The following is a 12,997-nucleotide window of genomic DNA, read 5'->3' on the forward strand; positions in this document are numbered from 1 at the left end:
AGTTCCATGAAACGTAAATTCGGAGATCGGGCGAATTGGCGCCGTATCACCCGCCGGCACTTCACTTCCCGGTATGTGGAATGTGAGCAATTTACAGGGTATCTCACGTTATATACCATATATGGCCTGAAAGAACCGTTGTGGAAGACGTATGGCCGTCATACCTACCGAATCGCGGACAAAGGCTATTCATGGCTGCAGTATTATCCGAAGGACAGCCATTTCATCGTGACAGCCATGTTTGATGACAAACGAAATATTGTTCAATGGTATATCGATATTTGCAAGAAACAAGGGGTAACGGATCAGGGTGTCCCTTGGTTTGACGATCTGTATTTGGACGTTGTGGTTGTCAAGAATGGTGAAGTGTTCTTGCTGGATGAAGATGAGCTTGAGGATGCCCTAGGGCGGAATGACATTACCCGGGATGATTACAGGCTTGCCAAGGTGACTGCACGGAATCTGCTTCGGGCCATCGACGCGCATGAATTCCCTTACTTTATGATGTCTCTGAAGCACCGCGACCAATTATTTCATAACGGAGAGTTCAGGAGGAAGAAATAATGCGTCAGGAAATACATAAGCGTTTGCCACAAGCAGGCACTAAGAAGAGAGCATGGTATCGGCGAGGGATGATTACCTTGCTCTCTCTCGTTGTTCTTGGATTGCTATGGTCAGGTTATGCATATTGGAAGATCGAAAGCGCCGTCAGCAGTCCGTCGGAGAAGGCGGATGTCGGCATCATCTTGGGCGCTTCCATGTGGGGAGATCAGCCAAGTCCGGGGCTTCGGGAACGGCTTGAGCATGCACTGGTTGAATACCATGCAGGCCGTTTTGATACCTTTATCGTTTCAGGCGGCCTCGATAAGCCCGGATATCCATATACCGAAGCCGAAGGGATGAGAAATTTCTTGGTCGAAGCGGGCGTACCCGGGGAACGGATATTCCTGGAGAACGAAGCTACGAGCACGTATGAGAATTTGCTCTTCAGCCAAGCGATGATGGAGGAGCATGGGTGGAACACTGCCATTATAATAACCCATGACTATCACGGGACGAGGGCGATGGAGGTTGCAAGAACCCTTGGTTATGATCATCCTTCTATGTCGCTAACGGAATCTACCGTTTTGCCGATGGCCAAACACAAGTCTAGAGAAGTGCTGGCTTATACGAAATGGACGGCCGATCGGCTGTTGATCGCCATGGGTGTCCTATGAGGACGAAACTTCTAATAAGCAGGCTGTAAATAGAATACATTGGAATAGATAGTCAGCCCTTTGGATAAAGAGGTGAGGAGCAATGAACGGGCGTGTAACGGCCGCTAACGGCCGATCTGAAGGACGGCCATCCAGGCAGATTAATGTCGTGCTCCGCAGCGCGGAACCTCCACTCATCAGCAGTGCGGTTCCGGAACGCGAACCGGCCCCTTCGCCAAACCCTGTTTCCCAGCACAGTCTATTCCAGGAAATACAGAAAGAGCTGGATCAACTGGTAGGTCTCGAACAAATCAAGGACCTGGTATTTGAAATCTATGCTTTGCTTCAAGTGGCCCAGATGCGTACGGAAGCAGGCTTATTAAGTGGCGGTCATGTGTACCATATGATTTTTAAAGGAAACCCCGGAACTGGGAAAACCACCGTCGCCCGTATCGTGGCAAAGCTGTTTCAGAAGATGGGCGTGCTTAATAAGGGTCACCTGGTCGAAGTGGAACGGGCAGATCTCGTAGGTGAATATATCGGTCACACGGCACAGAAGACCAGGGAATTGGTCAAAAAAGCGCTTGGAGGAATTCTGTTCATCGACGAGGCTTACAGTTTGGCGCGCGGCGGTGAGAAGGATTTTGGCAAGGAAGCGATCGATACACTGGTCAAGGCGATGGAGGATCATAAAAATCAGTTCATTCTTATTTTGGCAGGCTACAGCGATGAGATTGATTTTTTTATGGATTCGAATCCCGGCCTGTATTCCCGTTTTCCGATCCAGATGGACTTCCCGGATTACAATTTGGATCAATTGATCCAGATCTCGGAGCTGATGGCGAAGGAGAGGGATTATATCCTGATGCCGCAGTCGCTGAGCAAGCTGAAGGAACACCTGCAGTTGGAGAAGGATCACGGACTACACGCCTTCAGTAATGCGCGTTACGTACGGAATGTTATCGAGAAATCGATAAGGAATCAATCGGTTCGACTGCTGAATCAGTACGTAACCGGAAATCCCGGTAAGCTGGAGCTTATGACCCTGCGGCCGGAGGACTTTAAGTTAAACGGAAAAATACAATGATTTTAAGCTTGTCTTCGAACATAATGAAGGGGTAACGCTGCTTTCTTTGGATCATAATGTTTATTGCAGGCAGCAGCGGTTAGTTAAATTAGGAGACGTAATGTTAGAAGGAGTTGGCTATATGACAAATATAACGCATGATACCCGGACAGAGATCGAAGATAAAGCCGTTTTGGTCAGTTTGGTGACGGATGCGGTTAAACGCTCAGGAATGAATCCGGAACACTCGCTGCAGGAGTTGGTTCAGCTAGCTGAAACCGCTGGAGTGGAGGTGCTGGATGTCATTACACAGAATCGCGAAGTTCCGGATTCCAAGTGGTTCATCGGCAAAGGGAAGGTTGAAGAGCTGCGTATGGCGATTGATGGCTTGGGTGCAACAACGGCCATTTTTGATCAGGAATTATCCGGCGCGCAAGTTCGAAATCTGGAAGAATCACTCGATGTGAAAATAATCGACCGCACTCAATTGATACTGGATATTTTCGCTCAGCGAGCGAAGACCCGTGAGGGGATTATCCAGGTGGAGTTAGCTCAGCTTACTTATTTGCTCCCGCGGTTGTCGGGTCATGGTAAGAATCTGTCCAGGCTCGGAGCGGGGATCGGGACCCGCGGACCAGGGGAAAGCAAGCTCGAAACCGACCGCAGGCATATCCGGGACAGAATCAGCGACCTGAAGCGGCAGTTGGATGAAGTCACCCGGCATCGGACGCTTCATCGGGAGCGCCGGAAGAAGAGCGGTGCCGTACAGGTTGCCCTGGTCGGGTATACCAATGCCGGCAAGTCAACATTGCTGAACCGGTTAACGGCCGCAGACGTTTATATCGAAAATCAATTGTTTGCTACGCTGGATCCCACGTCGCGTGTGTTAGAGCTGCCGAGCGGCAAAGAAGTTGTCCTTACGGATACCGTAGGATTTATACAGAACCTTCCTCATGATCTGGTAGCGGCGTTCCGTGCGACGCTGGAAGAAGCCAACGAAGCCGATCTGATTCTTCATGTCGTAGATGCTTCTTCCCCTATGCGGGACGAACAGATGGCAGTCGTTCAATCCATACTTCAGGATTTGGGGGCGGCAGATAAACCGCAGATCGTTCTGTTTAACAAGAAGGACGCATGTGAACCGGATCAGCTGGAGATGCTGCCTACCGGGGATGGTCAATTAAAGATTAGTGCGTATCATGATCAGGATTTGGAAATAGTTCGTGAAGCGATTCAGGACCAGCTGTCCGGAGGGAACGTGACGTTCCGGATTCCGGCTGACCGCGGCGATCTGAACTCGGTTGTATACCGAGTCGGAGATGTGCTGGAGCAGTCTTTTGATGAGAATGATATCCTCTATGAAGTTCGAATCAATAAAGCCGATTATGAGAAAATGGGTTATTTGCTTCATGATTACGTTCAGAATGGATCTTAGGCATCAATAGGAATCGTCGTATAAGCCCCTCTATGGGGCTTATATTGCGTGTTCAGGGTGTCCTTCCATTGCAGAGTTCTATGAAATAAAAATATGTGTTAAGATGTGAGACATCATGTGTAAAAGAGGAGAGAGCAGTTGGTCATGGCAAGATTTTCGCAAGATATACTTGAATTGAGCAGTGAGATTGAATCCAAAATCGGGCAGCGTTTACGGGAGATCGACGCTATCGTTGATTTTAATCAGTGGAAGGTGATCGATGCTTTCCAGAAGTTTCAGGTGAGTGATTTTCATTTTGCGGCTTCCACCGGGTATGCATACAATGATCGCGGCCGCGAAGTGCTGGATGAAGTCTACGCAGACGTATTTGGAGCCGAATCTGCCCTGGTGAGGCCGCATTTTGCTTCGGGTACCCATACGATCTCGACCGCACTGTTTGGTGTGTTAAGGCCAGGAGATGAGCTGTTGTATATTTCGGGGCGTCCCTATGACACCCTCCATAAAGTGATTGGCGAACCCGGCGACGGCACCGGGTCCCTTCGAGATTTCGGAATCGGTTATCAGGAGGTTGCGCTAACAGAACAAGGGGATATTGATTGGGAGCGGGTAGAGAGGGCAATCACGCCTTCAACCAAGGTTATCGGTATCCAGCGTTCTCGAGGATATGATTGGCGTTCTTCGTTCACGGTTTCCCAGATTGGTGACATGGTCAGCCGGATCCGGTCCATCCGTCAGGATTTGATTATTTTTGTTGATAACTGTTACGGCGAGTTTACGGAGCGACTGGAACCGACGGAGGTTGGCGTTGATTTGATGGCGGGTTCTCTTATCAAAAACCCTGGCGGCGGCATTGCCGAAACCGGCGGCTACATATGCGGTAAAGCCGCCTATGTGGATAAGGCAGCCTATCGGCTGACCGCTCCCGGAATCGGACGAGAAGTGGGGGCGATGCTGGGAACGACCCGAGGCATCTATCAGGGATTATTCCTGGCACCATCCACGGTTGGACAAGCGGTCAAGGGCAGCGTTTATGCTGCCGCGATGTTTGAGGCGGTAGGGTTCACAACCAAGCCGGGCTGGCAGGATGAACGGACCGATTTGATCCAGGCCGTATCGTTTACCGGAGCGGATCATCTAATCGCTTTTGTTCAAGGGATTCAGCGGGCTGCGGCAGTCGACAGTCATGTGGTGCCTGAGCCTTGGGATATGCCTGGATACGAACATCCCGTCATCATGGCGGCAGGTACGTTCATCCAGGGAGGAAGCCTTGAATTATCAGCGGACGCGCCGATCCGATCTCCATATATCGGTTATATGCAAGGCGGCTTGACCTATTCTCATGTTAAATATGGTGTGCTTATGGCCCTCCAAAGCATGAAAGATCGTAAATTGTTGTGAGTTATCCTTACATGCGGTTGACGTGGTTGATCAGGAAATGTACAATAGGATCAGAATAGACCACTTGGAAGGTTGATGAGATATGGGTGATGAGATTCGGAGGAATATGGCGTTATTTCCGATAGGCATTGTTATGAAGCTTACGGATCTATCTGCCAGACAAATTCGCTATTATGAGCAGCATAACTTAATTGTCCCAGCCCGAACGTCGGGCAACCAACGCCTGTTTTCCTTCAATGATGTGGAGCGACTGCTAGAGATTAAGGCTTTGATTGAAAAAGGTGTTAATATCGCCGGTATTAAGCAAGTAATGAACCCAGTCACAAAAGAGTCTGAAGAGGCTACCGTCATTACTCCTGATACCGAGAACAGACGCCGTGAGATGTCGGAGTCCCAGTTGCGACGTTTGCTGAAGCAGGAATTGATTACCGCTAAAAGACCGGGTCAGGTTTCATTGATTCAAGGGGAATTATCCCGGTTTTTTAATAAATAAGGATTGCCATGCTGTAATTCTTCATTAAACTAGTTTTTTATTTAAAAAGGAGAGGATAAAGTGAGTTATACCAGAGAGGACATTCTACGCATTGCCAAAGAAGAAAATGTTCGATTTATCCGCTTGCAATTTACAGATTTGCTTGGAACAATTAAAAACGTTGAAATTCCGTTAAGCCAGCTGCCTAAAGCGCTTGATAATAAAATGATGTTCGACGGTTCGTCCATCGAAGGCTATGTACGTATCGAAGAATCCGATATGTACCTGTACCCGGACCTGGATACCTTCATGATCTTCCCTTGGGTATCCGAGGATCGCGTTGCTCGTCTGATCTGTGATATCTACATGCCTGACGGCACCCCATTTGCGGGAGATCCGCGCGGCATTTTGAAGAGAGCATTGAAGGAAGCTGAAGAGATGGGCTTCACTTCCATGAATGTCGGTCCGGAACCGGAATTCTTCCTGTTCAAAACCGATGAAAAAGGCAACCCGACCATGGAGCTCAATGACCAAGGCGGATACTTTGACCTCGCGCCTACGGATCTTGGCGAGAACTGCCGCCGTGATATCGTATTGACGCTGGAAGAGATGGGCTTTGAAATCGAAGCTTCTCACCATGAGGTTGCTCCCGGCCAGCACGAAATCGACTTCAAATATGCAGATGCGATCAAAGCGGCTGACCAGATTCAAACGTTTAAATTGGTTGTTAAGACGATCGCTCGTCAGCATGGATTGATTGCTACCTTTATGCCAAAACCACTCTTTGGCGTAAACGGCTCCGGCATGCACTGTAACCAATCGCTCTTCAAAGGCGGCGAGAACGCGTTTGTTGACGAGAGTGATGAGCTTGGCTTGAGCGTAACGGCTCGTAACTATATGGCGGGTATTCTTAAGCATGCACGCGCGTTTGCTGCGATTACGAACCCAACGGTGAACTCGTACAAGCGTCTCGTGCCTGGTTACGAAGCACCTTGCTACGTAGCATGGTCTGCAAGTAACCGCAGCCCGATGATTCGTATCCCTGCATCCCGTGGCCTCAGCACGCGTATCGAAGTGCGTAACCCGGATCCAGCGGCGAACCCGTATCTGGCTCTGGCTGTCATGCTGAAAGCAGGTTTGGACGGCGTTAAGCGCGAGCTGTCGCTCCCGGCTCCAATTGACCGTAACATCTATGTGATGACGGAAGAAGAGCGCATTGAGGAAGGCATCCCTAGCTTGCCGGCAAACCTGAAAGAAGCTCTTAACGAATTGATCCGCAGCGAAGTCATTTCCGATGCACTCGGAGATCATGCGCTGGCTCACTTCTATGAACTGAAAGAAATCGAGTGGGATATGTATAGAACGCAAGTTCACCAATGGGAACGCGATCAGTACATTACGATGTATTAATAGAGGAATCCCTTGCGCCGTAAGGCGTGAGGGTTTTTTGTTATTCCAATGAAATTGATCCAACAGGGCTTATGGCATATTAGCCGGCTTTCAAATAAAATTAGTGAGTAGGTGAAAAACTGGTAAGTGGAACAACGAAGGAGGCTCGTGAATGGCAACTCTAAGCGACCACGAAGAGAAAGGAACTCGGGCAGCGTTCGCGTTTATATCTCGTATTGCTGGTGAGGATGAAGGATGCCAGATCAATTTTAAGTTCTTTCAAGCTAACCGAATCATTTATGATTTGAATTTTGGGTGGACCAATGTGACAATAAGGAACTTTATTTCGGTAACTGCTGAATTTCCGCTTGAGTATTTAAATGGTTTTAAATTAGACGGCTTATTTATATCTTTTGAAAAACATTTATACCATCTGAGCTGGGAACAGATGGATCGAAAAGGAATATATCAGTTGCGTTTTTACGGGTCTGAACAGGATTTTCAGTTAACGTCCGACAAAGAATCCATTCGAAGATTCGGTTCTCAATTTAAACAGGCCTGGGAAGAGGCTCCGTTAGTTTCATAGCAATGGCAATAGATTTTGGTTTATGGTTTTGTAGAACCGTTCATGGAATGCAGCTAATACAGAATCGCCCTCCATAAAAGGGGAGATTCTTTTTTTATTTTTCGAAAAAAGGGAACCTTTGCTCACTTCCATGACTCTAATTAGACGAGGTGAATCGGTTGGAGCTGGAATACTTGAAGCAGATGACGGTGATGGACACACAGACACTGGATAAAATCATGAACTTATACGGAAATGATATCTGGAATTACGCTTATTTTCTGACCAAACAGCAAGCACTGGCTGACGATATTGCTCAAGAGGTGTTTATTAAAGCTTATTTTGGCATACATACCTTTCGCGGTCGGGCGACGCTAAAAACGTGGCTGCTTACAATTACAAGACATACCGCGTTTCGATATCAACAAACTTTTTTCTTTCGGAAAGTGACCCTCAAGGACAAGCTGCTCACAGATGCCTCAAGCCGGTCGGCGGAAGTAGAGTATTTGGATGGGCAGTATACCAATGAAATATGGGCCATGATTATGACCTTACCCAGGAAGTTCAGGGAGGTGTTAATCCTGGATCTTTACTATGAGATGTCAATAAATCAGATTGCGGAGTTCCTTAACCTAGCGGCGGGTACCGTAAAATCAAGACTGTATCGGGCAAGGAAAAAAGTACAGAACCTGTTGAAGGAGAATGGCGATGAATGAGGATAAACCAGAATGGTATTCCCGGGCTAAAAACGCTCCCTTTTCAGATGAAAAGTTCACATCCGAAATGAAAAAAAACGTGCATAGGTCCGTGATTTTCACCGACAGCAAGCCTAAACGTCGGAAGCACTTACAAGTTGGATTTGCTGGAGGGTTAATGCTTCTGACTATTTTAATTGCCTTTCAATTGCCTTTTGGCAGAGAGGAACAACAGAGAGCAGGGACTTTACCTCCTGGTACGGAAGAGACGATCCGAGCACAAGGCTTAACAGATAGGGGAAGGTTGAGTGTGGTTGCTGTAGAAAAGGAAAAAATAACGACATTGGGAGCACCGAGCTGCTTCGGCCTCGAAACCGACCTGTCGTTTACCGGAAACTACAGCGTACGATATCGTTCTCATGGCGTTACGGGTGAAGTCTCCACGCTGGAGGACATTACTTTTATTCAACCCACCTCTGCAGCAGTCGATATGATTCGTTTGCCGTTTCAGGATGCTGATGTATTTATACTTGCACCGCAATATAGGGACTGTCATGGTATACAAATCTATGCGTTCGCGGTAGAGCATGAAACGGGTAAAGCCGTCCAGCTCCGATTTCAGGATGAATCCTTGGTATCCGACACTTCCTATTACAGACCAGGCACGATTCCTATGGTGAAAGATAATAAGCTTGTTCTAGAGTCCACGGAGGGGCCTGGCGGAGAAGGTTCATCAGACTCTAAACTCACGCGAACGTATCGGCTGGATCTTAGGCAAAATGCTATGGTACTAGTCCAAGACAATACAATGATATCCCCTGTGAGTTAAATAAAACAAGTAAAGAGGTTACCATCCAATTAAGGGAGGTAACCTCTTATATTCATAGATATATGAAATTAGTGGACGTCCCTGAAGAGTCCGATTACTTTACCGAGAATCGTAACATGGTTCAGGCGCAGTGGCTCGTAGGTAGGATTCTCCGGTTGCAATCGTACATGATCCTTCTCCTTGTAGAAGGTCTTTACCGTTGCTTCGTCTTCTTCGGTCATCGCTACAACAATGTCGCCATTGTCTGCAGTTTGCTGCTGGCGAACAATGACATAGTCGCCGCTGTGAATGCCAGCTTCGATCATACTGTCACCGACTACCGACAACATGAACACCTTATCGTCGCCTACATAATGCTGCGGGAGCGGAAAATAATCCTCAATGTTCTCCATGGCTGTAATAGGAACACCTGCAGTGACTTTACCGACAACAGGCACTCTGGCAATGGTGTGGGTAAACAGGTTTGCGCTATCGGACTCTTCTTGGCCAAGAAGCTCGATGGCTCTTGGTTTCGTAGGGTCACGGCGAATGAGGCCTTTCTTCTCCAGACGGTCTAGATGTCCATGGACCGTTGAACTGGAGGCTAGTCCGACAGCCTCGCCGATTTCCCGGACAGAAGGCGGGTAACCCTTGCTACGAACTTCGTTGCGGATAAACTCTAAGATCGCCAGCTGGCGGCTGGATATTTTCGACATGCCGTATCAACCCCATTTAGTAACGTTTGGGAAAATTATAACATAGAACTTCCGTTCGTACAAACATAAGTTCTAAATAAAAATAGAACAAATGTTCTTTTGGGTATTGAATCAAACAAGTGTTCGTGTTAATATAAATCCATAAGAGAACACTTGTTTGGGAGATGATGATTCCATGTTGAAATACAGTACATACCGCAGCATTTATGAGAACGTTCCAGTGCAAACGAAGAATTCCTCGGAGACTTGGAGCAATCAATTGAAGTCCAGAATGGCATCCATTCCATTTATAAAGCTTTTATTCATCCTCTTGATCGTAGCTTCATTTTGGACAGGAGCATATTCCGTTTTTGCCGGGGGGATGGACAAGCCCACTGGGGAGAAGCAGGTTATTGTTCAATATGGTGATAGTTTGTGGCGAATTGCTTCCCTTCATAAACCGGCAGATATGGATACGAGAGTCTATCTGGATAGCATCCGAAGAATTAACGGATTGAAAGGTCCGGATATTCAGGCCGGAGAGGTGTTGTCTTTACCGGTCTGGTAATTGGACGACGCTAAGAGCAAACCTTTCCTTATATATGTCCCTACTTCTCGCTTTATATTTCTAAGCTTGCCTAACGAAGTGATTTCACGCAGTATAAGCGTGTTTATAATAGACGACTATTGATTTCTTAACATAGAGGAACCCATTTATGGCATCATATGTTCATATTTGTTCTTAATAAGAGTTTGCAAGGGTGCTGTTGCCTTGACAAGCTCTTTTTCACATGTTTAAGTTATACATGATATCGGAATTGGAGGAGGAGTCATGGACATCGATACTTTGGTTGAACGCATCAATGTACTAGCAAGAAAACAGAAGAGTGAGGGATTGACCGCGGAAGAGCTCAAAGAACGGGCTGAGCTTCGGGAAATATACCTTAATAATATTCGCAGTAACTTTAGACAACAGCTGGAAACGATCGAATGGGTTGATGAAAATGAACAAAAAGGCGGCCCGCGATTAAAGCATTAGTCGATCAATTGTCGCATGGATCTACAACAGTGGATTCATGACCAGATAGATGGATAGAATTATAATACTTGGGGTGCCGATTATTCGTGGAATCGAATACGGTTACCCCAAGTTTATATATGGGTTGGTAATATTTTGAAATTGAGTTCAGGGGGAACTATATGTCACGATCATGGGAAAGAAAAGTAAACAAAAATATGTCACAGCTGAACAAGCAGCGTAAAAAGCAGGGACTGACCTCATACCAAGGCTCTGCCGTCAATGATAAGCATGACGTGTTTAAGGGGCGTAAGTATGTTCTTCCGTTAGTACTCGTTGCACTGGCTGGTTTGTATGCGCTTCTCGGAACGGCGACATCCCAGGCAGCCGGCGGAAGCAATGACGTGTTGAATTGGGTTGGTGTCAGCTTGTATATCCTGTTAGCGCTCATGATTTTCCTGCGCAAACCTTATTTGAAGATTGAGCGTGCTTCCGTTTCCACGATGAAGTTCAATCGGGAACGTCGTTTGGCTGTATCGGATATCGAGAAGATCAAATTGGCTTCGGGTTCCGTCGTGATCCAAGGCAAGGGGAAAGCAGGCAACTGGGTATTCTCGCGTATGATGAATCTTTATGATACAAAAGCGATGGGCGAAAGATTGGAAGAGTTCGCAAAGACTCATCAAATTCCAGTGGAGCATAATTAACATATAGAATAGATCACAGTGTATATGAGGAGTGGGAGAGACATGCCGATAGCTGCGGTTTTGTTTGATTTGGACGATACGTTATTGTGGGATGAACGTAGTGTGGAGGAAGCGTTTGAAGTGACATGCCAGGCCGGAGCGGACGAGACCGGCGTAGATGCCCAATCACTTTTGGCCGCAGTACGGGAAGAAGCGAGAGCATTATATGAATCATATGATACCTTTGCTTTTACCAAAATGATCGGAATTAACCCTTTTGAAGGCTTGTGGGCTAATTTTACGGCTGGTTCGCAGCCTGAATTCAGAAAGCTGCAGGAGCTGGCACCCGTATACCGCAAGGAATCATGGCGACGCGGACTTCAGCGCCTGGGCGTTGATAATGAACGATTGGCCGAGACGCTGGCTGCACAATTCGCTGCTGAACGCAGAACAAGACCATACGTATATGAAGAAACGTTTGAAGTTTTGAAGGAATTGCAGGGGAATGTGAAGCTGCTGCTTCTTACGAACGGAAGTCCGGATCTGCAGCAGGAGAAGCTGGATGGTGTTCCGGAACTGGTTCCTTACTTTGATCATATCATCATCTCCGGTGATTTTGGCAAAGGGAAGCCGGATGTTTCCATCTTCCAGCATGCACTTGACTTGTTAGGTGTCGAGGCGGATCAGGCCGTGATGGTGGGAGATAAGCTGACCACAGACATTAAAGGCGGAAATGCGGCTGGACTGCATACGGTTTGGATCAATCGGGTAAACCGACCTCATGATCCGTCCATTCAACCGAAGTTTGAGATTAAACATTTATCGGAGCTTCATGCCATCGTGGCATCTTTATAGACCATACAATTAAGAGCTAGGCCGAATAATTGATACGCTAAACGTACATAGAAACAGCCCTAACAGCAGATTCAGCGGTTATGGGCTGTTTTTTTGTTGGTTATACGATCTGAATTCAACCTTGCCCCTTGGCTATGATAAACGTCACACAATTGTAAGCTGCATGAGATAGAAGTAAAAGAATTATGCGATATAATGGATTAGGAAACTTACGTCGTTTGGAAATGACCATTACGTGAATGAACCATACATAGCCCTATTTTGTAAAAGAGGTGTAGAGCATGACCAGAAAAAAGATGGCCCTAATTGCAGCCATGGTGCTGATGGCGGTTGCGCTTGCTGCATGTAATGACAGCAAGGCGGAATCCGGAGATGATGTGATGGCGGAACCGATCATCGTTGAGCTGTCTCTGACGCCGGAGAGCATTAAGGCTGGCGAGAAGGTGTTGATCGAAGCGAAGGTGACGCAAGCCGGCAGCCCGGTGGAAGATGCGAACGATGTGGAATTTGAAGTCACGCTGGAAGGCGGAGGCGTTCAGGCGAAGGTCCCGGTCAAGCATGATCAAGGCGGGGTTTACAAAATGGAGAAAACCTTCGATGAGGCTGGAACCTATCGTATCGTTTCACATGTCACGGCGAGAGGACAGCATTCTATGCCGCTAAAGGAACTGAAGGTAACGGAGTAACGTTTCGCTAATACATAAGGCAGCGCATGATCC

Annotated in this window: 16 protein-coding genes; 15 read left to right on the forward strand and 1 reads right to left on the reverse strand. The window is 47.2% G+C overall.

Features of this window, described 5'->3' with window-relative positions; all coding sequences use genetic code 11:
• The first annotated feature begins 6 nt into the window (after nucleotides 1-6).
• From OHJ21_RS04175 to OHJ21_RS04220, 10 genes are all read left to right on the forward strand, one after another.
• Nucleotides 7-564 carry a ribonuclease FAU-1 family protein gene (locus OHJ21_RS04175; protein WP_071218240.1) on the forward strand — a complete coding sequence of 186 codons (558 nt, stop codon included), beginning with the start codon at nucleotides 7-9 and terminating at the stop codon, nucleotides 562-564.
• Entirely contained in the window at nucleotides 564-1,217 is a 654-nt protein-coding gene (locus tag OHJ21_RS04180; protein WP_100536450.1) for a YdcF family protein, read from the forward strand. Before OHJ21_RS04175 ends, OHJ21_RS04180 begins: the two co-directional genes overlap by 1 nt.
• A gap of 82 nt (nucleotides 1,218-1,299) precedes the next feature.
• Complete coding sequence (locus OHJ21_RS04185; RefSeq protein WP_100536451.1) at nucleotides 1,300-2,283, forward strand: AAA family ATPase; 984 nt, start codon at nucleotides 1,300-1,302, stop codon at nucleotides 2,281-2,283.
• A gap of 121 nt (nucleotides 2,284-2,404) precedes the next feature.
• Nucleotides 2,405-3,697: a GTPase HflX gene (gene hflX / locus OHJ21_RS04190; RefSeq protein WP_100536452.1), complete on the forward strand. Its 1,293-nt coding sequence runs from the start codon at nucleotides 2,405-2,407 to the stop codon at nucleotides 3,695-3,697.
• A 144-nt stretch (nucleotides 3,698-3,841) separates the two neighbouring features.
• Complete coding sequence (locus OHJ21_RS04195; RefSeq protein ID WP_486019347.1) at nucleotides 3,842-5,095, forward strand: methionine gamma-lyase family protein; 1,254 nt, start codon at nucleotides 3,842-3,844, stop codon at nucleotides 5,093-5,095.
• An 82-nt stretch (nucleotides 5,096-5,177) separates the two neighbouring features.
• Entirely contained in the window at nucleotides 5,178-5,588 is a 411-nt protein-coding gene (locus OHJ21_RS04200; protein WP_006209652.1) for a MerR family transcriptional regulator, read from the forward strand.
• A gap of 60 nt (nucleotides 5,589-5,648) precedes the next feature.
• Nucleotides 5,649-6,977 carry a type I glutamate--ammonia ligase gene (gene glnA / locus OHJ21_RS04205; protein WP_100536454.1) on the forward strand — a complete coding sequence of 443 codons (1,329 nt, stop codon included), beginning with the start codon at nucleotides 5,649-5,651 and terminating at the stop codon, nucleotides 6,975-6,977.
• 151 nt (nucleotides 6,978-7,128) lie between these two features.
• Nucleotides 7,129-7,542, forward strand: a complete 414-nt coding sequence (locus OHJ21_RS04210) for a hypothetical protein (protein ID WP_486019348.1) — start codon at nucleotides 7,129-7,131, stop codon at nucleotides 7,540-7,542.
• Between the two features lie 149 nt (nucleotides 7,543-7,691).
• On the forward strand, nucleotides 7,692-8,237 hold the full coding sequence (locus OHJ21_RS04215; RefSeq protein ID WP_486019349.1) for an RNA polymerase sigma factor: 546 nt from the start codon (nucleotides 7,692-7,694) through the stop codon (nucleotides 8,235-8,237).
• Nucleotides 8,230-9,045 carry a hypothetical protein gene (locus tag OHJ21_RS04220; protein WP_486019350.1) on the forward strand — a complete coding sequence of 272 codons (816 nt, stop codon included), beginning with the start codon at nucleotides 8,230-8,232 and terminating at the stop codon, nucleotides 9,043-9,045. Before OHJ21_RS04215 ends, OHJ21_RS04220 begins: the two co-directional genes overlap by 8 nt.
• A gap of 68 nt (nucleotides 9,046-9,113) precedes the next feature.
• Here OHJ21_RS04220 and lexA read toward each other — a convergent pair whose 3' ends face one another.
• The gene (lexA, locus tag OHJ21_RS04225) at nucleotides 9,114-9,740 is read right to left on the reverse strand and encodes a transcriptional repressor LexA (protein WP_006209658.1); all 627 of its coding nucleotides are present in this window, start codon (nucleotides 9,738-9,740) and stop codon (nucleotides 9,114-9,116) included.
• A 175-nt stretch (nucleotides 9,741-9,915) separates the two neighbouring features.
• Here lexA and OHJ21_RS04230 point away from each other — a divergent pair, with 175 nt between their 5' ends.
• From OHJ21_RS04230 to OHJ21_RS04250, 5 genes are all read left to right on the forward strand, one after another.
• Nucleotides 9,916-10,287, forward strand: a complete 372-nt coding sequence (locus OHJ21_RS04230; protein WP_100539319.1) for a LysM peptidoglycan-binding domain-containing protein — start codon at nucleotides 9,916-9,918, stop codon at nucleotides 10,285-10,287.
• 264 nt (nucleotides 10,288-10,551) lie between these two features.
• Nucleotides 10,552-10,758, forward strand: coding sequence for a DUF896 domain-containing protein (locus OHJ21_RS04235; RefSeq protein WP_100536458.1), 207 nt, complete (start codon nucleotides 10,552-10,554; stop codon nucleotides 10,756-10,758).
• Nucleotides 10,759-10,919: 161 nt separating this feature from the next.
• Nucleotides 10,920-11,444, forward strand: a complete 525-nt coding sequence (locus OHJ21_RS04240) for a hypothetical protein (RefSeq protein ID WP_071218230.1) — start codon at nucleotides 10,920-10,922, stop codon at nucleotides 11,442-11,444.
• 42 nt (nucleotides 11,445-11,486) lie between these two features.
• Nucleotides 11,487-12,278: an HAD family hydrolase gene (locus OHJ21_RS04245; protein WP_326112823.1), complete on the forward strand. Its 792-nt coding sequence runs from the start codon at nucleotides 11,487-11,489 to the stop codon at nucleotides 12,276-12,278.
• 281 nt (nucleotides 12,279-12,559) lie between these two features.
• Nucleotides 12,560-12,964: a FixH family protein gene (locus OHJ21_RS04250; RefSeq protein WP_127590891.1), complete on the forward strand. Its 405-nt coding sequence runs from the start codon at nucleotides 12,560-12,562 to the stop codon at nucleotides 12,962-12,964.
• The last annotated feature ends 33 nt before the right edge of the window (nucleotides 12,965-12,997 follow it).

It is taken from the genome of Virgibacillus sp. LDC1 (assembly GCF_025792345.1).
In the GTDB taxonomy this organism is placed as follows: Bacteria; Bacillota; Bacilli; order Paenibacillales; family Paenibacillaceae; genus Paenibacillus_AQ; species Paenibacillus_AQ lautus.